Raw genomic sequence first — 19,798 nt, 5'->3', positions numbered from 1 at the left:
GCGACGGTCACGATCCTCGCTGTGATGCTGCCCCGGATCCCTGTGGGATCCGCAGCACCGAGTTCGAGTGGATGGACGGGGTCAGTCGCATTCGCGATCGCAGCTCTTGTCCTGGCGGCCTTCGCAATCCTGCTGATCATGCCGTCTGTGAGGAATGCCGTGATCGGAAACCGAAACCGGCAACGAGCAGTCGTGTGGCTTGCCGCCTACGAGCAAGCACTCTCCGAATCCGCTCCTGATCGGGTAGCCCCTGCCGTCCGATCGGAGCTTCGTCGTCTTGTGCGTGCGCTGAGTCGGGCTCGCTCCCGCCATCCGTCCGGTTGACCACTGGCTATAGAGATGAGTTCGGTTCCCCGTCGATCAGGTCTCGGTATTCGGACGCTGTTGCGATCCGAGGTACGAAGAGGAGCGCGATCAGGTACGCGAGCCCGAGCAACCCGCCGGTGAGCAGCAGTAGGAAGAACGCGATAGTGCGGAGCCAGTCGACTCGGAGCTGGGCTCGGGTAGCGAGGCCCAGGCAGAGGCCGGAGATCATGCGGCCCTGGTCGATCCTGCACAACCTGCGTGGGCGATGTCGCGGACGAGCACAGCGGACGAGTTTGTGTGCTCGACTCGACGGCCGAGAGACTGCGTCTCGTCGCGATCGACCTCGCGCGCCCACACCAGGTCGTACGTCGCAGCATCGAAGAGCAGGAACAGCGCAGCGTCGAAATCCCACGAGCGCACGGCCGAAAAGTTCTGCGTGCGCTTGTCGTCGGCGCGCACAGTGCGCGCCTTGACCTGGATGCGGCGGCCGTCGTCGGCGACGAGGTCGTAGCTCTTTTCGGAGTTCGGCGCGAGCGATCCGCCGTAGGCGCGCACGGCGAGGCTCTCCGCGAGGTCACCGAGTGGGGAGTTGCGCGTCCGGACCAGGCCGCGTTGCATGAGCTCGTCGAGGATCGCGACGTAGCTCGCGAGGAGCTCCCGCACCGACAGCGTCGTGGGATCGAACGGCGGCCGCGGCACAGGGGCTGGTGCAGTCATGGTCGCAGCCTACGAGTGCGGGCGAGAGCGGCGAGGGACGACGGTCGAGGCGAGCGATCTTCACCGATAGGCTCCTGCTGATTCAGTTCGACAGGGGGCGTCGTGGCCAAGTTCTCCGAGTACCAGTGGTTCTCAACCATCGCGCCGAATTTCGGCGGTCCGAAAGGCGTCCTCGCCGCCGCCGCGTTGGTCGGCATCGCTCTCTACAAGGGCGGCGAGTTCGGGTGGAAGAAGCTCAAGGACGCCTCCCAGCGCACGAAGAAGAAGGTCGACGACGCCGCGGAGAGTCCCACGTATACGTTTCGGCGCGACGCCGAGGACGGCCACGGCCTCGTCGTGAAGGAGGGGGACCAGTTCCGGGTGCTGAGCGACATCGGCAAGACGGACTTCGGTGAGACCCGCGGGATCGAAGTGATCGGGGACGAACGGTTCCACTACGTCGAGGCCGCCTTCCTCGAGAGCGTCTCGGACTGGCGGCGCGGCAGCCACTCGATCTGACGGAGTGACTCGCGCCCCGACGAGAACACCCCGCAGCCGACGAGGCTGCGGGCGTTCTCGTTGTTCAGGCAATCGTGGTCTCGCGTGCACCCGCTCACGCCACGAGGTCGTGGCGCAGACGGCTCGGCCCGCCGGCCGCGCAGCGGGCGCTCTCGCACCGGCTCGTGCACGATCGGTGGCGCTCGTTCGTTCCGCCGGCGAAGCGCCCTTGCGTCAATGGCCGGTCCCGCCCCGGCGAACAGGACAGCGCTCCCGCGGCCGACGAACGTCGCCTGGGATCATCGACACATGGGGTGGTTGCGACGAGTGTCCGGCGGGACGTACAACGACCGCGACCGGAAGCAGCAGCTGCGACGGTACGTCGCTGCGGCCGAGCGGCTCGTCGCGTTCCTCGACGAGCACGGCGACGAGCACGCCGCGGGGATCCGCGAGCGGGCGGCGTTCACTCGCGAGGTCCTCGAGCGCGGCTGGACGCGCGACGACCTGCTCGCGCTCGCGTACCCGTGCGCCCGCCGTGGCCCGCCGGCAAAGGGCGAGACTTCGGCGCCGTCGCGCCGGACTACGCCGATGAGGGCGACCACCTGTACGCCCGGGTCAACGACGTGGCGCTCGAGCTCCGTGCACTTGGGGAGTGGCCGGCTCGTCGGTACGCTCGCAGGATGGGGAACCAGCCACGAACCGTCAGCGCTCTGCTCGCCGAGGTCCACGGCGCGGTCGACGAGGTGCGCGCTGTCGCGAAGGCCGAACACGACAGCGCGCGCCAGGGCGCCGCGAACTGGCTCGACAGGCTGTTCGGTGACGTTGGGACGCGCGCGGAGCTCCGGGTCGCCGCGAAGATGGCCCTCGTCCTGTGGGGCGGCATGGGCTCGTTCTCCGACGCGAACACCCGCGAGGACGGAGCCGCGATCGACCGCCTCGGCAGGGCGCTCACGCGCGCCAGGCGCTCCTGGTTCGTCCGGGAGGGCTGAAGCCCGTCGGTACGCTCGCGTCATGTTCCTCGACGCACCCCGCGGCTTCCGTGATTCTGCTCGCATCGCTGAGCGGAATGAGCTGCTCACTGTGGCCGAGGACACCGTGCCGCTCGAGGCGTGGGCGCGCGACGTCGAGGATCGTCGACGAGGGCGGCAGCCCGGCATCGTCGTGCCGCACTTCGACCCGGCGGAGACGGGCGTTCGGTCGCGGGCGCTGCTGCTCCTCGAAGCGCCGGGCCCGAAGACGGTGCCCGAGTGGGGTGGATCGGGATTCATCTCGGTCGACAACAACGACCCGACGGCGGAGAACGTCTGGCGGACCCGCAACGACGTCGGCCTGCACGGAGGCGTGCTCGCCTGGAACATCGTGCCGTGGGTCTTGGGTCGGGCGTCGGTGAAGCCGTCGCCGGCGGATCTCGCGCAGGGCGCGGTCGAGTTGCGGGGGCTGCTCGAGCTGCTGCCCGACCTTCGCGTCATCGTGCTCGCGGGCCGGAAGGCGGAGGCCGGTTGGGACGCGCACCTCGACCTCGCGGTCGGGGACCGGTACCGGGTGCTCCGCACGGTGCACCCCGCAGGTCAGTCCTTCGCGCAGGCGGGTGCGAAGCAGCGGTTCACTGCGACGCTCGCGAAGGTCTTCGAGCTCGTCGCGTAGCCGCCGGTCGTCGCAGAAGCCCCGACGCCCGAAGGCGGGAGCGCGGCAGCCGCTGACCCCTCCCTACGCTGGGCGCATGGGGAAGATCGACTGGCGCAGCCTGCTGCGCCTGCGTGGCCGCCGGGGGACTGAGCCACGCGAGAGCATCGAGCCGCCCGACCACCATCTCGGTACCGAACTCATCATCCGAGCCGCCCGGCATGTGGTGACGACGCGGGTGGCAACCACCGCGAGCGTCGCCCGCCACCTTCACGTGTCACCGGTTGTGGCGGATCGGCTCCTTGCGCGGCTCGAGCACTGCGAGGTCGTCGGACCGTCGCAGGCAGGGGAGCGACGGCCGGTGCTTCCGACGTCGGGTCAGTTGCCGGGCATCATCGAGGAGTTCCGGCGCCGTGGGTGAGCAGCGAGGCCGAGGCCGGATGACGCGCGTGGTCTTGACCTCGTACATCGCTGTCTCAGTCGTTGTCGCCGTCGCAGCTGTCGTGCTGGCCGGACTGCCGGGTGCTCACTCCACTGCGACGGAACAGGTCCCCATCACCAAGTCGTCGCCGAGCCCGACGGTCACGTGCGTCGATGCGACGTACCTGACGGCGGCCGTCGACCATGTCATGACGGCGGCTGCCACGACCGAGCCGGTGCAGGTCTACGGGCCTCCCGGCGGTCGTCACTCTCGCATGCTCGCCGACGCTCGACGCGAGAACCTCGCGGCAGAGCGCAACCCACGCGGCGAAGGCGTGCTGGTGACGCTCGTCTACGGCGGTGATGGCGTCTTCGCAGCCTCGTCTGCGCATCGAGCCGGCTGGCTCGTAGTGCATGGGTCGATCTACCCCGCCGACGTCGATGCGGCTCAGGCGTTCGGCCGACTGTACGACGGGTACCCGGCCGACGTGCAGGCAGCCGCTGGCCTCAGCTCCAGCGCCTTCGGACTCGACGCGTTCGGCGTGGAGGACTTCATCACCTACAACGCCGACACAGTCGAGCAGTTCCGTGCGTTCGTCGACGCGGGGAACGATCTCTGCGGTCCGAGGGCCGTCTGGGGCTCGTAGCGCCCTCGCTGGCCCTCAGTCCGCTACGAACCCGAGGTCCTCGTCCAGCATGATCCGCGTGCGTTCGAGCAGATTGATCGTGCCGCGAAGGCGGAAGACCTTCTCGTCGCCGTCGGCGCGACGGGCGGCGAGCTTCTCCTGCATCCGGCGCGTCACGGCGTCGAGCTCGAAACGCTCGTCGTGCAGCGACTAGTCGATCTTCCGTGAGCGCGCCTTCGGGTAGCACCAACGAGCCCGGGCCTCTGCGTATCGCGCCCATGCCGCGGCGGCCGCGGGACCCGCCTCCGCGATCTCCCGCTCGACCTCGGGGCGGTAGTCCTCCCACTCGAGGTCCGTCATGCGGAGCCTGGCACGGCCAGTCGGCCGATCGCCGAGGCGGAGCGTCCGCTTGCTCTCGTCGAGCGCCTCCTGTGCGTCCCTGGCACGACGCAACGCGACTGCGGCGGAGCTCTCGTGGATGAAGAGCGCGTCGGCGAGCTTCTGTCGGTAGATCGCCGGCTCGCGGGCGCCGGCGCGGAGGTCGTTCTTCGACGAGTTGCACGTCCGGTGCGCGAGGGCGACGTTGCCCCAGGTGTACGAGCCTCCCGCCGACTTCGGAGTCAGGTGATCGATCTGCGGAGCGCCGGGATGTTCCACTGGGAGCGTCATGTCGATCGGCTGATCGCAGAGGTGGCACGTGGCACTGAACAGACGCGCGAGGTACTCCCGCGTCTCCTTCGCGGTGCTGGTGATCTTCTTCGCACGCCAGACCGCGAGACGAGCCTCATCGCCCGCTGGGTAGGGCGGGAGCTTTGCGATCTCGAGCTCGACATCGATCGCAGGGACGGCGCTCAAGCGCACCGTCTTCCCGCCCAGCGTGATGTCGCCCCGGTCGTTCATGCGCTCAGCCTAAGGAGAACGGGTGTCATCGGCTGCCGAGCCGGCCCCGTTACAGCGGCTCCTCGGTCACGATCTCGATGCGAACGTTTAAATTCGTCCTTCAAGGACGGGACGAGCGGGCCCGAGTCTGGTCGCTCTGCATTGGAGTTCGGTGATCCGCCGCGCGACGTGGGACGGAATCTGCTCAAATGCGTGCTCCCGGCCTCGACGAGCTTCCGCAGGGCCGTGAGAGCGTCCTCATCCGAAATTGACTGGACGTATCGGAGCAGGTCTGGGACGTCGACGTGGTCCCGGACCAGACGTTCAACGGACACGGGGTGCACAGTCTGCGGCTACCATCCGCCGGAGCGCCGAGAGTTCGTCGCGAACCTGCAGGGCGAGTCTCTGGAAACGTCGCGGTTCAGAGCGGAGCAGGGATCACCTTGACACTGTTCGGGTCCAACTCGAGGACCGTAGCATCATCAGCAAATCCAAGATCGGACATCCTCTCATTTGGGGCGAAAATGACGCAGTTCTGGACGGACGGGTCCTTCGATGACGACCAGAGCAGACCAGTCACCAGGGCCCCGTCGAGACGCAATGAGTAGCGGAAATGCTCGGCGACGATCTGCGTCGGGATGTATTCAAGATTTTGGAGATCCGAGGGCGATGCCACAGCCGAGACATCACGGATGAAATCACGCATGAAGATCGCGGCAGCGCGCCGATGCCGGTTCAAAGCATCAAAAAGGGATGGGACCCCCATGAGACGGCTGAGGTCGACCACCGCGATGTCATGTCGAAGAGTGAACTGCCCCACTGTGCCGTCGAGCCCACCAGCCGCGTAACCGGCAACCTCGGCTCGCGCCCCAACTGCCGTCGAGGCGCCATAGAAGGCTCCGACTCCCTTAGGGCTCATACGGTTGTCTCTCGCGACGCCGTCGGGTGGAGTGCCAAGTTCCTTCGCGGTCCGATAAACCTCGCCGGGGGCGTGAGGGCGTATACGCCACCACTGGGTGCCGGCAGACAGGACTCGGACTGCCCCAGCGTCACTAGCAGCCTTGGTGAGCGCGGCGGGAATGGCGGACATCGAGAACTCGCCACCCGCGGGTGCCACGCCGTCGCCGGCCAAGAATGTGAAACGTCGGCGATGCTTCACGAATGTCCGGAACTCCGCCCACCCCCAGCGAAGCGCGTCAGCCGGCGAGGCGGCGTACGGGTCGCGTTGTACCCACTCGGTTTCTTCGATGGCGTCCGCAAGTGCTTGCATCAGTTCCGGATTATCGGTGACCTGCTCGTGCTCGAGGAGATCCGCCGTGTCGGACGTTCCCATCTGATAGCCACCGTCGCGTGACGACCAGGCAACCTGATCGACCGGGGGCTCATACTCGTATCGGAGACCATCGACGATGAGCGCGAGGATCACATCAACATCGGCGCTCGCATCAGGGACCACCGGCAAAGTTCCGCAAAAACTGCATCGCTCCTGACCGGCTGCAGATCGAATCGCTGACTGAAGTTCGGCATCAATCACGCACTGGGAGCACACCACCCCGTCAATGCTCGACCACCCTCGCTCTTCAACGGCTTCGAGGTATCGCTTCGCGTGTCCCACAGGACCAATATAGGGCTCACCTCGTTCGATCTGCCTTGGAAGCGCTTGCTGTCGACGGCGTACTTCATCGCTGATGAGGATCTGTAATGGCTTGCTCATAGCCAGCATCACAGTCGGCGTCTTCGGGGCCGCCGCGGTCGTGTACGCCGAACCTCACCAGAGGCGCACGCATTGGCGCCGGCGACGCGCCGGCCTGGACCCGCTATTGAACGTCGTGGACGTGTGACGCGATGACGACACCCGCCCGCCACGGCGTACACGCAAGCAAAAGCGCACTGACTCGGGCGAGAGCGACGCGGGAGCCGATATAGGCTATTCACCCACCCAGTGCTCCATGACCAAGGCCACGTCGGTCGCTAGCGACGGGGGCCTTCGTCGTGGAAGCGCGTCACAACGGCAGCCACCCCTCGAGGGCAGGCCGCTGCCCTGGACGCTCAGCTCGACGCCCTTTCGCTCGGCGTCCTGCCGCAGCAGGTTCATGCCGGTGTTCGGCACGTCGACAGGGTTCGTGCCGACTGCCTCGAGGTCGGCGTCGACGATCTGCTCTTCGGGATGCCAAACAGCGACAGGGCGGTGTACTGCGGTACTGCGGGATCGCGGCTGTCACGACTGATGTGGTGCGCTCCCCCGAGACTCGCGATCACCGCCCTCGTGACGGTGATGCCACGCCATCCTCGGGGCAGCCAGATGATCCGCTTCGGCAGGTGCCGGTTTCCGAAGTGGTCGCGTTGGTAGAACGTGTGCAGCTCTACCTCTGTGTGCAGCGCGAAACAGCGGTGAGATTCGTGCCGTCGGCCACGAGAGACAGAGACTTCGCTGCGCACGATCGTGGAACGGATGGGGCGCCTGAAGCACGGCCCGAGGCGAACGTTGGCGTTCATCTGCCGAAGAAGAGGCAGCCGCGGCTCGGAGCGGTGCCCTCTGGAAAGAGCACCAGATGTGCACCAGCGACGCTCCTTGAAACAAGAAAACCCCCGCGTGAACGGGGGTTTTCTGTGGCGGTACCGGTGGGATTTGAACCCACGGTGGAGTTGCCCCCACACATGTTTTCGAGACATGATCCTTCGGCCGCTCGGACACGGTACCGGGAACGAGTTTACACGACTCCGGCGGTGCTCACGACCACCGGCGGGTGCCTCCCCCCTGCACAGACCGCACCTCCGCAGCGCTCATCCACCGGCAAGCTCCGACAGAGTCCGAGATGAGCGGGGCCGCGTACGGTCTCCGGCATGAAGACCCGCACCCTCGTCGCCCTGCTCACCTCCGTCATCGGCGGACTCGCCGTCGTGGGTGGCGGCGCGTTCGGGGCTCGCGCGGGGATCCGAGGGCAACGAGCCGCGTCCCAGCGTGTGGTCGACATGCTGCCCGTGCACGCGGACTGGTGGCGGGAGCGACTGCAGCACGAGGGCCAGCTGACGTACCTGGCGATCGGCGACTCTGCTGCCCAGGGCGTCGGTGCCACGGCGCCGGGGCGGGGGTACGTCGGGCTCCTCGCCCGAAGGATCCGGCACCGGTCGCGCATGTCGGTGCGGGTCGTGAACCTCAGCGTCTCGGGCGCGACGACCTGGGGCGCGAAGCAGGACCAGCTCCCGAAGCTCCGGCAGTACTCGCCGGACATCTGCACCGTGTCGATCGGCGCGAACGACATCGCCGACTTCCACCCGGACAAGTTCGAGCGGAACATCCGGGCGATCTACAGCGCCGTGCCGTCGCACGCGATCGTCGCCGAGCTGCCGTGCATGTTCGTGCCGGACCGGGAGCGCAAGGTCGCGCTTGCGAACGAGATCGTGCACCGCGTCGCCGCCGAACTCGGGCTCACCGTGGCGCCGCTCCACGTCATCACGAAGCGCGTCGGACTCCGTCGGACCTTCTTCAACAGCTACGGGGACCTGTTCCACCCGAACGACCGCGGGTACGAGATCTGGGCGAGCGCGTTCGAGCCCGCCGTCGACGCGCGGGTCGACACCGTCGCGGCGATCCGGCACTACCTGTCCGCGCGCGAGGCCGAGGACCTCGGTCGCGACGCAGGTGCCGTCGCGAGCGCCCGCGCCGAGCAGGACACCGAGCACGCGGCGGAGCTCGACCACGGCGACCGGCCCGGTCGCGTCGAGCGCCTGCGCCAGCGGATGACGGGCGGGATCCCCCTGCCCGAGCAGGCACGCGGCCGCGACCGGGCGCCTGAACACGACGAGGACGACGAACAGCACGCGGAACACCAGCACGACGCGCACACCGGGCACGCGTCGCGGCACCGCGGTGTCGGCGGGGCGCTCTAGCCTCGAGCCATGGCCCGCACCCAGTCCCTCTACCGCTGCACCGAGTGCGGCTGGACCAGCATCAAGTGGGTCGGCCGCTGCGGCGAGTGCCAGGCCTGGGGCACGGTCGAGGACACCACCGCAGCCGCTGCGAGCTCGCGCGGGACCGCCGCGGTCTCCGTCGCCGGTACTCGGGTCGCCCGCCCGATCACCGAGGCCCGGGGTACCGCCGTGCAGCGCTGGAACACCGGCATCGGCGAGTTCGACCGCGTGCTCGGCGGCGGCATCGTCCCCGGAGCCGCCGTGCTGCTCTCCGGCGAGCCGGGCGTGGGCAAGTCGACACTGCTGCTCGAGGTCGCGTCGCGCGCTGCGGCGACCGGCAAGCGCGTCCTCTACGTCAGCGCGGAAGAGTCGGTGGACCAGGTGCGACTCCGCGCCGAGCGCACCAACGCCATGCACGACCAGCTCTACCTGGCGAGTGAGGTCGACCTCGGCGTCATCCTCGGGCAGATCGATCAGGTGCAGCCGGACCTGGTGATCGCCGACTCCGTGCAGACGATCTCGTCGAGCACGGTGGACGGCATCGCCGGTGGGACGTCCCAGGTGCGCGAGGTCGCCTCCACCCTGATCCGGGTGGCGAAGGAGCGGTCGCTCCCGGTCCTGATCGTCGGTCACGTCACGAAGGACGGCACGATCGCCGGTCCGCGACTGCTCGAGCACCTGGTCGACGTCGTGTGCCACTTCGAGGGCGACCGACAGACCGCACTCCGCTTCGTCCGCGCCCTCAAGAACCGCTTCGGTCCGACGGACGAGGTCGGCTGCTTCGACATGGCCGGCGACGGCATCCACGAGGTCCCCGACCCGAGCGGCCTCTTCATGTCCCGCAACGGCACCCCGGTGTCCGGCACGTGCGTGACGGTGGCGCTCGAGGGCCGCCGTGCGCTCCCGGTCGAGGTGCAGGCGCTCGTCGTGCCGAGCTCGGCACCGCAGCCGCGCCGGGTCGTGAACGGTGTCGATGCGTCGCGCGTCGCGATGCTGCTCGCGGTGCTCGAACGACGTGCCGGCCTGAAGCTCTCCGACGCGGACGTCTACGTCTCGACGGTGGGCGGGATGAAGCTCACGGAGCCGGGCGCCGACCTGGCGATCGCGCTGGCCCTGGCGAGTGCGGCTCGCGACCGTCCGTACCCGCACACGCTCGCGGCGGTCGGTGAGATCAGCCTGGCGGGCGAGATCCGACCGGCGACCGGTGCGAAGCAACGGGCGAACGAGGCCTCGCGACTCGGGTTCACGACCGTGCTCGGCGCGGACGCCGAACACCTGCGCGAAGCGCTGCGCGTCTCGTTCTCACTGACGCAGTCGGTGCGCGAACGCGAGCTCGACCGCGCGTTCTGACCCGCCGCCACGAACCCGGCCACCAGGGACGGTGCGCAACCCGGCCACCGGACACGGTGCGCAACGCGGCGGAAGCGACCAACGCCTCCAGGCCGGAGCAGCGGCGGACGACCGCGACGACGGAGCAGCGGGGCGGACGAGGGAGACGGAGCGCGACTACGCGCGGAGCGCCGCCAGCAGGTCCGACGGAGTCGCCTGCATGGTGTGCGGGCCGGCGATGTCGAAGAACACGCCCTCGAGCGAGTCGAGGTGCGCGGCCAGGAACTCCTCGAGCCGCGGCCCGTCGTAGACCATGACCTGGCGGATCTTCTCGTCCGGAACCATCGCCGTGTAGGCATCGGCGGAGGAGAAGAGCAGCAGGATGCGCTTGTCCGAGCCCTCGCGGCCGAACACCCGGACCTGCATGTCCTTCTTGCCGGTGACGAGCCGGGGGACGATCACGATGTCGTTCCGCAGGGCGAACGCGACCGCTGCGACGTCCTGCTTCGCGAGGGCCTCCTCGAGCTGCTCGCTCCGGAAGCGCTGTTCCTTGTCTGCCATCGCCCCTAGTCCACCAGACTTCGACGCCGTCGGCGAACAGGAACGGCTGCGGGGCGGAGATGATGCACAGAAGTGGGCGCTGCCTCTTCCATTGCGGCCGCAGCACGGTAGGTTGGTCTCAACCGCTTCGGCGGGAGTCCATCGTTCTTCCGGTGCTCTGCACCTTCGAGCGCCATCGGTCACTGATCTTCCCAGGTCGCCTGGCCCCGAACCCGTCCCACCGGCCCATGCCCGCGGGACGCACTGATCTGACGACAACCGTCGGTGGATCGGCGGCAGCAAGAGCCGTCTCGCAAGACAGGCAACGAACGTGGCCTGGCAAGAAAGTTAAGGAAACGCCATCATGGCAACTGGCACCGTCAAGTGGTTCAACAACGAAAAGGGCTTCGGCTTCATCGCTCCGGACGACGGCAGCGCCGACGTCTTCGCGCACTTCTCCGCGATCGCTGGCAACGGCTACAAGTCGCTCGAGGAGAACCAGAAGGTGGAGTTCGAGATCACCGAGGGCCGCAAGGGCCCGCAGGCCGAGAACATCTCGGTCATCGGCTGACCTCAGCTGCTCGGAACGGGCTCGTCGTCTTCGGACGGCGGGCCCGTTCACATGTCCAGGCCCCTTCGTGTGCTGGCCCGGCCGGTCGTCGCGACCGGTCGCATGCGTGCGTGGGAGATCACTCCACTTCTGGACAAGTCGCTAGACAACCTAGCGATGTGACGTACCGTTGTCGTATGACTTCCACGCACCACGGACCGGAAGACAGCGCGCAGCCGTTCGACATGCAGACGTTCCTCGACGACTTCATGACCGGACTCGAACCGGGGTCGGTCGACGAGAAGGCCTAGGCGACAGCCAGGGTCAGAGGCTCGACGCTGCTACTCGCTGCGGACGCCATCCGACCAGATCGTGTCGCTGGCGGGCTCGAACAGACCGCGCTTGGCGCGCTTCCGCAACCCTTTGAGCGTCGCGATCTTCACCGGTTCGACACCGCGGTCGCGCTCGTACGCCGACTCTTGCACGATTCCCTGATCCGACACTCTGTCAGCATGGCGCAGAGTGGACCGCTCCGACGGCAGAGTGCGGTGAACGGATGACCGCCGGGCGCGGCGTGCGGTGGTGCTCAGTTCAGCACGAACGGTCCGCCGGTCGCAGTGTATTGGTGTGGGCGGGAGTGAGGCCCGCAATTTAAGGGAAGTGGTGGCAGCCCTAGGGTGCCCCCCTGGGCGCCGAAAGGCCGTTTTGCGGACTCGCTGCGGACTGCCACCCTGCGGGTCAGACTGACATCAAGAGCATCATCCGGACCGTCGTGCGCGAAGAACTCGAGCGCATCACCGGCGGTCAGCTCGAGCCGCCCGCCGAAGGGGTACGCAAATCTGAGTACCCTCCGCTCGGCCGCCGTCCGACGTCGGCGGGCGTCGGCGGCGAGATCCTCGCGCAGCTTGCCCGGATGCGGCAGACGCAGACCTGGCTCGCCGAGCAGACCGGCATGCCGATCGCGACGTTGTCCCGTCACCTACGAGCGCCCGGCCGGTTCCGGCTTGAGGAGCTGCTCGCGATCGCTTATGTGCTCGGGCTCGAACCGGCGGCGCTGCTCGCCCGATGAAGGGTACTCACCAGACGAGTGCCCCGGGGGTCCGCACCAGACGCGGACCCGCGAGGGGGGGTGGGCGTCCCGTGCCTCCCCCTCACGGCGCACGCTGGCCCCATGACCGACCTCGAGACCACCGTCCGACGCATCGTCCGCGAGGAAGTGGCTCGCGCGCTCCACCCCGCTCCCCTGCCCGGCGGCCCGACATTCGCCGACGCCGGGGACGCCTGGCTCGCCGACCTCGAACGGCTCCGACGCCCGGCGAACACGCTGCGTCGCTACGAGGAGCAGCTCCGTCTCCACCTCTACCCCGACCTCGCAGACCAGCCGATCGCCGCGATCGATCGGCGTCGGCTGCAGGAGATCCTTCGCCGGTACGTCACCGCGGACCGCCATGCGCGAGCACGAGGCATCCGATCGGTCATGATCTCCGTCTGCGAGTTCGCGTTGCAGCAGGAGTGGGTCGATCACAACGTCGCGCGCACGACGACGTCGATCCGAGTGCCGCGTCACCCCGTCTCCGTCCCCTCCGCCGCCGACGTGGCCGCTCTCCGCCGGGCCGCAGGCGCCCGCCACGACGATCCGCGTGCGACGATGCCGCTCGGCCTCATGATCGACGTGATCATCGGCGCTGGCGGGCTCCGCCTCGGTGAGATGCGCGGCCTTCGCTGGGCCGACGTCGACCTCGCAGGAGCGGTGCCGTCCGTCGTGGTCGCCGGCACCGTCGTGCAGGTGCGTCGCGGCGACCGGGCATGGGAGCGGGGCCTGCACCTGCAGCCGACGCCGAAAACGTCGACGTCTCGCAGGCAGATCGCGATCCCAGCCTGGCTCGCTGAGGAACTGCGCCCGCTCGAGCAGCCGGGCGTCCTCGTCTTCCACACCCGCGGCGGCGGACCCTATTCACCCGCCAACGTGCACTCCCGCTGGCGACAAGCCGCTGCTGCAGCCGGCGTGCCCGAGCTCGGCCCGCACGACCTCAGGAAGTACGTCGGCACCCTAATCGCGGATGCGCTCGGCGTCGATGTCGCGTCGCGTGTGCTCGGTCATGCATCCGGGCAGGTCACCGAGCGGCACTACATCGCGCGTGCGACCGCCGTACCGGACGTCACTACCTTGCTCGACCAGCTCCGGGGCTAAGCTGCGCCGGAGTACGGCTGCTGATTCTCCCGGCCGAGACGACTCGCGCCCTGCCCCGGGAACCACCTCAGACGCGACGGAGAATCACGACCGGACATCCTGGGCCTTTCACCCAAGACAGCACTCCGCCGCCATGCACCGGGACGCTCGCGATCCCCTCGCCGGAGAGCAGCTGTTCGGGGACCTCATCGAACGGGATCGCGTCGATCTCGTACTCCGAGCCGTTGACCAGTGCGAACAGTTGAGTCATACCCGCACGCTACCTACGAGGACCCTCCCCTGGCCGGTCTGCCCCTTAACACCGATTTCAACGCCGCCGCCGCTCTCGCTGACTGAGGCTGTGCGGACGATGATCGCGACCGCGGCGATCGCGTCCGACAAGGTGACGAAGTACCTCGAGAAGGACACGTCATGGGTCGCGACGGCTCACTCGCTGCTCGACACCCTCGCCGCCGGCTTCGCTGCCGCCGCTGCGACGTACGATCCGCCAGCGACGGAATAGGCCTCGCCGCTCGATCACCGGCTCCGACGCAGCGGCAGGGGCGAGTTGATCGGCGAGCCGGGCCGTCTGTCGCTGCTGAATTGCTGGTCCGGCAGCTAGTCCCACGAGGAAAGCGCCGACGCCTGCCAACGCGCCGACGGTGTAGATGATGCCGTTCCCCCAGTCCCAGTATCGGTAATGCTCCACCGCCTGGAACGCCGAGATCACACCGACAACCGCGACGACCGTCATCGCGGTCCATCCCCAGACCCCAAGTCCAGGAGTCAGCTCCGCGACGACCACGCGTCGCACCAGGTGCTGACGAGCGGATCGGAGCAGGAAAACGTGCTCATCGTCCAGGTCAGTTCCGCGGAGAAGCTGGTCGATGCGCTCGAGGCGCTGCAACACCGCGCGGTCGCGAAGTGGAAGCAGCGCGGTGATGAGCAGCGCCGGCACCCCGAGGAGCGCTGCTAGGCCCGCGAGGTCCATCCCAGAGAGATCCACGGACCGATCGTAGGGGACAGCGCAGACGCCCGGTCCGGCGGTGTTCGGGTCGCGGCCGGATCGGTGCACGACCGGACGTGTCTGCCGCGCTGTGTACCGTCGCCACATGAACTGGTGGTCAGAGCCATGGTGGGCCGGCGTGCAGGGCGTCTGCTCCGTGATCGGCGTCCTTGCGATCACAATCGCCGTCGCCGACTTCCTCATCCGCATCAACCACGAGCCACCAACCGCCATGGCGTTCGGGCTCAAGCGCGAAGGCGAGTACGTACGGGACGAGCGGCATCCGTACGTGACCGTGACCCTCACTGCTCGCCCGATGGGCGCTCACGTGCTCTACGAGCCAGAGTGGCGCGTGTGGGGCACTGACGCCGTCACGATCCCTGAACTCCCGCCGGTTCTCGACGTCCGCTCCGACCCCGCGAGCATCACGCTCTACCTGCCCCACGACGTGGACCTCGCGAAGGTGCATGTCGGCGTGCTCTGGGTCGTCCCTCGACGCTTCGGCCCCTACGCTGCCGGAGCGCGCACGACGCTCGATGCCGACGCCGAGTACGAGCGGTGGCTGATCTTCCGATGGCGATACTGGCCCCGCAAGACGAACGGTCGGTGGGTCACAACGAAGGAGGCCGGCAAGCGAAGCCCGATGCGCGGCCCGTTCTGATCCCTTCGAGGAGGTGCCGTGTCCGCCCCGGCGCTCTCCCCGAAGCAGGTCTGGTCGATCACCGCCTCCACAACCCGGAAGCTGGCCCTCTAAGCTGACGCCGACCGCGAGCGGATGCTGCAAAGAGCAGATGTCGGACCGGCCCCCGATGATCGAGGGGTGAGCGAGCACCGTTGGGCACCTCCCGAGCATCCGGACCTCGCGGTCGCCGCTGCCGACTCGCTGCCCCTCGGCCAGATCGGCAGCCCGGAACCGGTCGACCCGCCGCAGCCGGTCACCGTGCACGGCCTCCGCTTCGACCAGATCGGGGTGCTCGCCGAGGTAAAGGCGTTCGCGGTCGCCGGATCCGACGTCGCCGTGTTAGTGGAGATCTCCTGGCAGGGACGGCTGCAGCGCGCGTGGGTGCCTCGGGACGCCGTCACGACCCGCACGTTCCGGCCGCGGTACCGCTGATGGCGAAGCGTCGCCGCGACCGTTGGGTGATCGGCGATGCCTACTCCCTCCCCGAGCTCGCGCGCGGCGGCCCCGAGGTCGACCTGCTCGCGCCCGACCCGGTGCTCGCTTGGGTGCAGTTCCCCGACCGGGTGCTCGAGGTCGAGGCTCGGGCGCTCGCGTACACGGAGCAGGCCGTGCTCGTCGAGTGGGGCTTCGGGCAGGGTGCTGACACGGCGTGGGTGTGGCGTGACGCCGTGCGGCGGAGGAGCTGCATTCCGAGCAACTAAGGTGGAATCAGACATGTAGGAGGGGGGCGCAGTGCCGTACGATCTCGTCGTTCGGGGGCAGCTCAACGTCAACACCCTCCATCAGTGCCTGCGCCCGTCCGATAACCAGGATGCGGCAGTGATCGACCTCCGTGATGCTACCTTCGTCACTCCCGCGGGTCTGCTCGCCATCGTCTCGTTCGCTCACTCCTGCATGAAGGACGGGCGGAACGTGCGCTTCCACCGTCCGAGCAGCGTGTCCGTCGCGTCCTACTTGTCGCGAACCAGGTTGGGCCGCAGGCTAGGCGCGGTAGGAGTGCAACATGACCTCTTCGCCGTAAACGAGCACGCCGTTGGCCTAGGGCTGCTCGAGGTGACCTCGTTCACCAGCACGTCAGGCGCGGACAGGCTCGCGCAACACGTCGAGAGTGTCGTGTCGAAGACAGATGGTGAGACGGCACGCACGATCTACAAGGCGATCGTCGCCTTGGGGGAGAACGTGGAGGCGCACTCCGAGCAGACTTACGGTTACGCCGCAGCGCAGCAGCTCCAGAACAGCTTTCACTTCGCCGTCGCCGATCCTGGCGTCGGGTTCCGTCACGCGCTCCGCGCACACTCGCCAGAGACGGACAGTGCTGCGCTCGAGCTAGCGCTGCAACCCGGCATCAGCGGGCTGAGCGCGGCGGGGCGCGGGTACGGACTCGAGGAGCTGAGGCGAGCTATCCAGAAGCTCGGTGGTTCCTTCCGCCTGCGGTCGGGAACCGGCGTGGTCGACGTTGGCCCCCAGGGGGGGCTAGCAAGAACAGACCGGGTGGCGTCGCTAGCTGGATCCGTGCTCGAGGGCAGCATCCCGACTGGCCCGACGCGATGATCGCTTTGCGCGTCGCTTCGTGGAACACTTGGGTGTATAAGCGCGTTGGAGCAGATGGAAGGAGACGCTGGTCATGACAGTCAAGATCACGCTGCCTCGTCTGGTAGGCACCCGCGAAGCAGCAGACCGGATCGTAGGAGACTCGATCGGTCAGGGCGTTCGTGAGGACAATGATCGTCGCGTTCTGGTGCTGAGCAGGGCCCTTGCTGCCTCGACGATCTCTTTCGCGGACGAGCTCGTGTCGAAGCTTGAGCAGGAGGGCTTCAACGAGATCCTGGTGGTCGGCGCTCCTGAAGAGTTCACCGAACAGCTTTCGCAAGCAACGTCCCGACGCACGACCATCACCTGGCGCAAGGCGACTTCCGACGAACTAGCCCTGGCTTAGCGGGCGGACTTCCTCGCCTTCGCGATCAATAACATAAGCGCGCGGAACTGCTGCGCTTCGCTCATCGCGCTCGTTTCTGGATCGTGAATCGCGAACCGCTGTGCAATCTCGGTGTACGAGTCCAACGCGGAGACGATCTCCTCGCCGTCGATCAGAAGGCACCGAGCGTAGGCGTCGTTCTGACGGGCGGCCAGCTTCCGGTCTCGAGCATCGTCAGGCGAACCATCCCCCTCCTGCGCGTACTTGAGGACAACGCCTCTGTATCGGCGCAGGGCTTCGGTCGCTGTGGACGTGTCTTCGTAGCGACGGGTCTGCTTCACGGCTCGCCGGTCGCGAAGCCCGACGATGAACGAGCTGAACGCAGCTGAGCCGATCAGAGTCGCGATCAGCCACGGCAGCAGACTCACGAGGTCGATCGCGTTCGATCCTGAGCCGGGGGAAGGTGGCTCGGAGGGCACAGCGATGACCATGCCGCAAGACTAATGCGAGCCGCGACAATCTCGGCTTCAACGACGAAAGACCCCCTCGAGCTCCCAAAGGAACCCGAGGGGGTCTTGTCGTTCTGGGCTTCAGACGAGCGACTGCGCGGTGAGGTCGTACGCGGTGAGCTGCCCGACCGCGATGGTCGCGGTTCCCGGCTGCACGGCCAACTTGATGTCGATGCTGTTGGTGTTCGCCGGCACGGTCAGCTCCATCGAGAAGCGTCCGCGCGTGACTGCTTCCGTGACGTCGAGGAGCTGGTTGTACGTGTCGGTCTGGTTCGAGGTGTTGATGTACGCCTGGAAGCCAGCAGCGCCCGTCGTCTTCGTGACCGTCCCGGAGATGACGATGCGGTGTCCCGGCGTGGGCGTGATGCGCTTGTAGAGCGTCGCGCCGGCCGTGGTACCCGCCAGGGCGAGCTGCTGCATCTTCCCGGGCACCATCGGGTCCGTGACGACTGATGGGGTCGCGCCTGACGGCAGAGTGCCGTACACCCCCCACGGGGCAGCGAGGCCGCTTGAGACGGTGCCGAAGTTCAGGCCGTCCGGGACGAGGTTCAGCGAATCCGTCCCATCCGACGAGACCCGCGTTGCGGGTGCTCCAATGAGCGGGCCGAGTGTGTCCGCGACGTACTTCCCGAGGAGGGCGTTGCCTACGTTGCCCGGGTGCGTGCCGTCCTGGTTCCCCATCGCCGACTGCAGCAGGTTCCCGGTGGCGGGGTCCACGCTGAGGGCGTAGTAGTCCAACAGGGGGATGCCGTTCTGCGCGGCGAACCGGCGGAGCCACGCGTTGTAGTTACCGATGGTCCGACGCTGCGGGGCCGAGTTGATCGTTGGGATCGTGCACAGGACCGGAGCGATACCGGCCTTCCACAGGGCTCTGACGATGCCCGTCATGTTCGCGGCGAAGTCCTTCAGCGAGACCGGTGATGCGGAGTCGTTGGTCCCACCGAGCACGACACACATCGACGGGTTGTAGGCGACAACGTCGGTCTGGATCCGGGCGAACATCTGCGCCGTCGTGTTGCCGCTGATGCCCGCGTTCGCCGTCTTCGCAAGCTTGCCGCCGGAGTAGAGCATGGCGTAGGTCGGGATGCTCTCGCCGGCAACGGCGATTGTCGTGCCCGTGAGAATTGGCGGCCACGAGTCGCCGCGGCTTGTCGCGCCGAGGCCACGCGTGATCGAGTCACCCAGTCAGGCGACCCCAGAAGCGAGACGGGCCTTCGGGTCGGCGGTCTGCAGCGCGGACCACAGCGCGTTGAAGTCGCTCGTTCCGTCTCCGGCGAGCAGGTCCTTCGTGTCAGTGACGTACGCCGGCTCACCAGCTGCGAGGACAGGATTGGCGGCCTGCCAGTTTGCGAGGGTGTCGCGGCGGAAGAGGATCTGGACGTCGTTGATCGTGGCCATGCGGTGCTTTCCTGGTCGGGCACCTCGGTGCCGGGTCACCTCCAGCGTGACGGGGCACCGGGCCCTGGTTCCCGTAGCGGAACTCGCTACCGGAGGCTGGAGGGCAGCTCGCGCTCACCGACCGTGACGACCTGCTGGCTGTAACCCGCTGTCTCGCCGTCGTCTTGATATGTCACCTGGAACTCCCACTTGGCGACCCACCTCGTGGCACCAAGTGTGCTGCCGTACTCCACTTCGAACCGGTCCGTTCCACTAACCGGACCAGGCGCAGGTTCCACCTCGAGCGTGACACCCGGGCCCTGATGGCCAAAGCTCAGGCCTTCGCTCTGGAGCGTGTCCGCCCGAAGGTCACCGAGGTTGCGTCGCTCTGAGCGGCCGTCTCGGAGCCGCCACCGGACGACGACGTCGACTGCAGGCTGCAGCGAGCCGTTCGCGACGTACACAGTCAGCTCGCCGGTCGTCGTCGTGCGTACATCCAAGGAGAGCGTCGGCTTGGTGGCGTAACTCAGCGCGCGAACGGACTCCCGGGCCGCAGTGGAGCTCGACGACGCGGAGGCGAACGCGGCGATCGCAGCGATCGCGGTTGCCACGGCGGAGATGGCGTTGGCGTTCAGCCCTAGCAGCGTCAGCGCCGAGTAGCCAGCGACAATCACCAACAGTGCAGCCAGGGCGACGAGCACGGTGCGGAGGACGGGATCTGCTCTCAACGCACTGCCGAGACGGAGGAACTTGTCGGGCG

Annotated in this window: 28 protein-coding genes and 1 tRNA gene; 15 read left to right on the top strand and 14 right to left on the bottom strand. The window is 67.7% G+C overall.

Going from position 1 to position 19,798, the window contains the following annotated elements; translation table 11 throughout:
* Positions 1–331 precede the first annotated feature (331 nt).
* Positions 332–535 carry a PspC domain-containing protein gene (locus LCG91_RS16495; RefSeq protein ID WP_411955818.1) on the bottom strand — a complete coding sequence of 68 codons (204 nt, stop codon included), beginning with the start codon at positions 533–535 and terminating at the stop codon, positions 332–334.
* Positions 532–1,023, bottom strand: a complete 492-nt coding sequence (locus LCG91_RS00945) for a DUF6998 domain-containing protein (RefSeq protein WP_224442173.1) — start codon at positions 1,021–1,023, stop codon at positions 532–534. Before LCG91_RS00945 ends, LCG91_RS16495 begins: the two co-directional genes overlap by 4 nt.
* Positions 1,024–1,125: 102 nt before the next feature.
* Between LCG91_RS00945 and LCG91_RS00940 the strand changes: the two genes are divergently transcribed.
* The 5 genes from LCG91_RS00940 to LCG91_RS00920 all read left to right on the top strand — a co-directional run bounded on the left by LCG91_RS00940 (position 1,126) and on the right by LCG91_RS00920 (position 4,190).
* Positions 1,126–1,521, top strand: a complete 396-nt coding sequence (locus tag LCG91_RS00940) for a hypothetical protein (protein ID WP_224442172.1) — start codon at positions 1,126–1,128, stop codon at positions 1,519–1,521.
* Between the two features lie 659 nt (positions 1,522–2,180).
* Entirely contained in the window at positions 2,181–2,489 is a 309-nt protein-coding gene (locus tag LCG91_RS00935; protein ID WP_224442171.1) for a hypothetical protein, read from the top strand.
* Positions 2,490–2,511: 22 nt separating this feature from the next.
* Entirely contained in the window at positions 2,512–3,144 is a 633-nt protein-coding gene (locus tag LCG91_RS00930) for a uracil-DNA glycosylase (RefSeq protein ID WP_224442170.1), read from the top strand.
* Positions 3,145–3,220: 76 nt separating this feature from the next.
* Positions 3,221–3,544: a hypothetical protein gene (locus LCG91_RS00925; RefSeq protein WP_224442169.1), complete on the top strand. Its 324-nt coding sequence runs from the start codon at positions 3,221–3,223 to the stop codon at positions 3,542–3,544.
* Positions 3,545–3,578: 34 nt separating this feature from the next.
* Positions 3,579–4,190: a hypothetical protein gene (locus LCG91_RS00920; protein WP_224442168.1), complete on the top strand. Its 612-nt coding sequence runs from the start codon at positions 3,579–3,581 to the stop codon at positions 4,188–4,190.
* A gap of 15 nt (positions 4,191–4,205) precedes the next feature.
* Here LCG91_RS00920 and LCG91_RS16380 read toward each other — a convergent pair whose 3' ends face one another.
* From LCG91_RS16380 to LCG91_RS00905, 4 genes are all read right to left on the bottom strand, one after another.
* The gene (locus LCG91_RS16380) at positions 4,206–4,334 is read right to left on the bottom strand and encodes a hypothetical protein (RefSeq protein ID WP_263480168.1); all 129 of its coding nucleotides are present in this window, start codon (positions 4,332–4,334) and stop codon (positions 4,206–4,208) included.
* Positions 4,335–4,379: 45 nt separating this feature from the next.
* A complete protein-coding gene (locus LCG91_RS00915; RefSeq protein WP_224442167.1) occupies positions 4,380–5,069 on the bottom strand; it encodes an HNH endonuclease in 690 nt (229 codons plus the stop codon).
* Between the two features lie 400 nt (positions 5,070–5,469).
* Positions 5,470–6,762: a HEPN-associated N-terminal domain-containing protein gene (locus tag LCG91_RS00910; protein ID WP_224442166.1), complete on the bottom strand. Its 1,293-nt coding sequence runs from the start codon at positions 6,760–6,762 to the stop codon at positions 5,470–5,472.
* Between the two features lie 897 nt (positions 6,763–7,659).
* Positions 7,660–7,749 (bottom strand) — tRNA-Ser (locus LCG91_RS00905).
* Positions 7,750–7,892: 143 nt separating this feature from the next.
* Here LCG91_RS00905 and LCG91_RS00900 point away from each other — a divergent pair.
* Both LCG91_RS00900 and radA read left to right on the top strand, forming a co-directional pair.
* Positions 7,893–8,939, top strand: a complete 1,047-nt coding sequence (locus LCG91_RS00900) for an SGNH/GDSL hydrolase family protein (protein ID WP_224442165.1) — start codon at positions 7,893–7,895, stop codon at positions 8,937–8,939.
* A 9-nt stretch (positions 8,940–8,948) separates the two neighbouring features.
* A complete protein-coding gene (gene radA, locus LCG91_RS00895; protein WP_224442164.1) occupies positions 8,949–10,310 on the top strand; it encodes a DNA repair protein RadA in 1,362 nt (453 codons plus the stop codon).
* Between the two features lie 156 nt (positions 10,311–10,466).
* Here the strand turns inward: radA and LCG91_RS00890 are convergent, their stop codons facing one another.
* On the bottom strand, positions 10,467–10,850 hold the full coding sequence (locus tag LCG91_RS00890) for an SseB family protein (RefSeq protein ID WP_058729307.1): 384 nt from the start codon (positions 10,848–10,850) through the stop codon (positions 10,467–10,469).
* 343 nt (positions 10,851–11,193) lie between these two features.
* Here LCG91_RS00890 and LCG91_RS00885 point away from each other — a divergent pair, with 343 nt between their 5' ends.
* Positions 11,194–11,400, top strand: a complete 207-nt coding sequence (locus LCG91_RS00885) for a cold-shock protein (protein WP_022904520.1) — start codon at positions 11,194–11,196, stop codon at positions 11,398–11,400.
* A 320-nt stretch (positions 11,401–11,720) separates the two neighbouring features.
* On the opposite strand, the gene LCG91_RS00880 is transcribed toward LCG91_RS00885, so the two are convergent.
* Complete coding sequence (locus tag LCG91_RS00880) at positions 11,721–11,882, bottom strand: hypothetical protein (protein WP_224442163.1); 162 nt, start codon at positions 11,880–11,882, stop codon at positions 11,721–11,723.
* 269 nt (positions 11,883–12,151) lie between these two features.
* Between LCG91_RS00880 and LCG91_RS00875 the strand changes: the two genes are divergently transcribed.
* Positions 12,152–12,448, top strand: a complete 297-nt coding sequence (locus tag LCG91_RS00875) for a helix-turn-helix domain-containing protein (RefSeq protein ID WP_224442162.1) — start codon at positions 12,152–12,154, stop codon at positions 12,446–12,448.
* 102 nt (positions 12,449–12,550) lie between these two features.
* Complete coding sequence (gene xerC / locus LCG91_RS00870; protein ID WP_224442161.1) at positions 12,551–13,570, top strand: tyrosine recombinase XerC; 1,020 nt, start codon at positions 12,551–12,553, stop codon at positions 13,568–13,570.
* 67 nt (positions 13,571–13,637) lie between these two features.
* Here the strand turns inward: xerC and LCG91_RS00865 are convergent, their stop codons facing one another.
* Both LCG91_RS00865 and LCG91_RS00860 read right to left on the bottom strand, forming a co-directional pair.
* A complete protein-coding gene (locus LCG91_RS00865; protein WP_224442160.1) occupies positions 13,638–13,820 on the bottom strand; it encodes a hypothetical protein in 183 nt (60 codons plus the stop codon).
* Between the two features lie 159 nt (positions 13,821–13,979).
* Positions 13,980–14,555 (bottom strand): hypothetical protein, encoded by a 576-nt coding sequence (locus LCG91_RS00860; protein WP_224442159.1) that lies wholly within the window; start codon positions 14,553–14,555, stop codon positions 13,980–13,982.
* Positions 14,556–14,661: 106 nt separating this feature from the next.
* Between LCG91_RS00860 and LCG91_RS00855 the strand changes: the two genes are divergently transcribed.
* The 5 genes from LCG91_RS00855 (at position 14,662) to LCG91_RS00835 (ending at position 17,173) form a co-directional block, all read left to right on the top strand.
* Positions 14,662–15,216: a hypothetical protein gene (locus tag LCG91_RS00855; RefSeq protein WP_224442158.1), complete on the top strand. Its 555-nt coding sequence runs from the start codon at positions 14,662–14,664 to the stop codon at positions 15,214–15,216.
* Positions 15,217–15,375: 159 nt separating this feature from the next.
* On the top strand, positions 15,376–15,669 hold the full coding sequence (locus LCG91_RS00850) for a hypothetical protein (protein ID WP_224442157.1): 294 nt from the start codon (positions 15,376–15,378) through the stop codon (positions 15,667–15,669).
* On the top strand, positions 15,669–15,938 hold the full coding sequence (locus LCG91_RS00845) for a hypothetical protein (protein ID WP_224442156.1): 270 nt from the start codon (positions 15,669–15,671) through the stop codon (positions 15,936–15,938). The genes LCG91_RS00850 and LCG91_RS00845 overlap by 1 nt, the downstream gene beginning before the upstream one ends.
* A 118-nt stretch (positions 15,939–16,056) precedes the next feature.
* Complete coding sequence (locus LCG91_RS00840; RefSeq protein WP_224442155.1) at positions 16,057–16,788, top strand: hypothetical protein; 732 nt, start codon at positions 16,057–16,059, stop codon at positions 16,786–16,788.
* 73 nt (positions 16,789–16,861) lie between these two features.
* Positions 16,862–17,173, top strand: coding sequence for a hypothetical protein (locus LCG91_RS00835; protein WP_224442154.1), 312 nt, complete (start codon positions 16,862–16,864; stop codon positions 17,171–17,173).
* Here the strand turns inward: LCG91_RS00835 and LCG91_RS00830 are convergent.
* The 4 genes from LCG91_RS00830 to LCG91_RS00815 all read right to left on the bottom strand — a co-directional run bounded on the left by LCG91_RS00830 (position 17,170) and on the right by LCG91_RS00815 (position 19,739).
* Positions 17,170–17,643: a hypothetical protein gene (locus tag LCG91_RS00830; RefSeq protein ID WP_224442153.1), complete on the bottom strand. Its 474-nt coding sequence runs from the start codon at positions 17,641–17,643 to the stop codon at positions 17,170–17,172. The two genes, LCG91_RS00835 and LCG91_RS00830, sit on opposite strands and share 4 nt — an antisense overlap.
* A 99-nt stretch (positions 17,644–17,742) precedes the next feature.
* Positions 17,743–18,834 (bottom strand): SGNH/GDSL hydrolase family protein, encoded by a 1,092-nt coding sequence (locus LCG91_RS00825; RefSeq protein ID WP_224443182.1) that lies wholly within the window; start codon positions 18,832–18,834, stop codon positions 17,743–17,745.
* Positions 18,835–18,846: 12 nt separating this feature from the next.
* Positions 18,847–19,059 carry a hypothetical protein gene (locus LCG91_RS00820; protein ID WP_224442152.1) on the bottom strand — a complete coding sequence of 71 codons (213 nt, stop codon included), beginning with the start codon at positions 19,057–19,059 and terminating at the stop codon, positions 18,847–18,849.
* A gap of 86 nt (positions 19,060–19,145) precedes the next feature.
* Positions 19,146–19,739, bottom strand: coding sequence for a hypothetical protein (locus LCG91_RS00815; protein WP_224442151.1), 594 nt, complete (start codon positions 19,737–19,739; stop codon positions 19,146–19,148).
* Positions 19,740–19,798 lie beyond the last annotated feature (59 nt).

This window comes from Curtobacterium sp. TXMA1, assembly GCF_020162095.1.
GTDB lineage: Bacteria > Actinomycetota > Actinomycetes > Actinomycetales > Microbacteriaceae > Curtobacterium.
Note: the sequence above shows the minus strand (reverse complement) of the source record. Positions and strands in the feature narration are given on the sequence as shown.

What these genes read in the sequence shown, in the direction of transcription:
- LCG91_RS16495 (WP_411955818.1), bottom strand. Translation starts at nt 535, where the DNA reads ATGATCTCCGGCCTCTGCCTGGGCCTCGCTACCCGAGCCCAGCTCCGA.
- LCG91_RS00945 (WP_224442173.1), bottom strand. Translation starts at nt 1,023, where the DNA reads ATGACTGCACCAGCCCCTGTGCCGCGGCCGCCGTTCGATCCCACGACG.
- LCG91_RS00935 (WP_224442171.1), top strand. Translation starts at nt 2,181, where the DNA reads ATGGGGAACCAGCCACGAACCGTCAGCGCTCTGCTCGCCGAGGTCCAC.
- LCG91_RS00930 (WP_224442170.1), top strand. Translation starts at nt 2,512, where the DNA reads ATGTTCCTCGACGCACCCCGCGGCTTCCGTGATTCTGCTCGCATCGCT.
- LCG91_RS00925 (WP_224442169.1), top strand. Translation starts at nt 3,221, where the DNA reads ATGGGGAAGATCGACTGGCGCAGCCTGCTGCGCCTGCGTGGCCGCCGG.
- LCG91_RS16380 (WP_263480168.1), bottom strand. Translation starts at nt 4,334, where the DNA reads ATGCAGGAGAAGCTCGCCGCCCGTCGCGCCGACGGCGACGAGAAGGTC.
- LCG91_RS00915 (WP_224442167.1), bottom strand. Translation starts at nt 5,069, where the DNA reads ATGAACGACCGGGGCGACATCACGCTGGGCGGGAAGACGGTGCGCTTG.
- LCG91_RS00910 (WP_224442166.1), bottom strand. Translation starts at nt 6,762, where the DNA reads ATGAGCAAGCCATTACAGATCCTCATCAGCGATGAAGTACGCCGTCGA.
- LCG91_RS00900 (WP_224442165.1), top strand. Translation starts at nt 7,893, where the DNA reads ATGAAGACCCGCACCCTCGTCGCCCTGCTCACCTCCGTCATCGGCGGA.
- radA (WP_224442164.1), top strand. Translation starts at nt 8,949, where the DNA reads ATGGCCCGCACCCAGTCCCTCTACCGCTGCACCGAGTGCGGCTGGACC.
- LCG91_RS00890 (WP_058729307.1), bottom strand. Translation starts at nt 10,850, where the DNA reads ATGGCAGACAAGGAACAGCGCTTCCGGAGCGAGCAGCTCGAGGAGGCC.
- LCG91_RS00885 (WP_022904520.1), top strand. Translation starts at nt 11,194, where the DNA reads ATGGCAACTGGCACCGTCAAGTGGTTCAACAACGAAAAGGGCTTCGGC.
- xerC (WP_224442161.1), top strand. Translation starts at nt 12,551, where the DNA reads ATGACCGACCTCGAGACCACCGTCCGACGCATCGTCCGCGAGGAAGTG.
- LCG91_RS00865 (WP_224442160.1), bottom strand. Translation starts at nt 13,820, where the DNA reads ATGACTCAACTGTTCGCACTGGTCAACGGCTCGGAGTACGAGATCGAC.
- LCG91_RS00855 (WP_224442158.1), top strand. Translation starts at nt 14,662, where the DNA reads ATGAACTGGTGGTCAGAGCCATGGTGGGCCGGCGTGCAGGGCGTCTGC.
- LCG91_RS00845 (WP_224442156.1), top strand. Translation starts at nt 15,669, where the DNA reads ATGGCGAAGCGTCGCCGCGACCGTTGGGTGATCGGCGATGCCTACTCC.
- LCG91_RS00835 (WP_224442154.1), top strand. Translation starts at nt 16,862, where the DNA reads ATGACAGTCAAGATCACGCTGCCTCGTCTGGTAGGCACCCGCGAAGCA.
- LCG91_RS00830 (WP_224442153.1), bottom strand. Translation starts at nt 17,643, where the DNA reads ATGGTCATCGCTGTGCCCTCCGAGCCACCTTCCCCCGGCTCAGGATCG.
- LCG91_RS00820 (WP_224442152.1), bottom strand. Translation starts at nt 19,059, where the DNA reads ATGGCCACGATCAACGACGTCCAGATCCTCTTCCGCCGCGACACCCTC.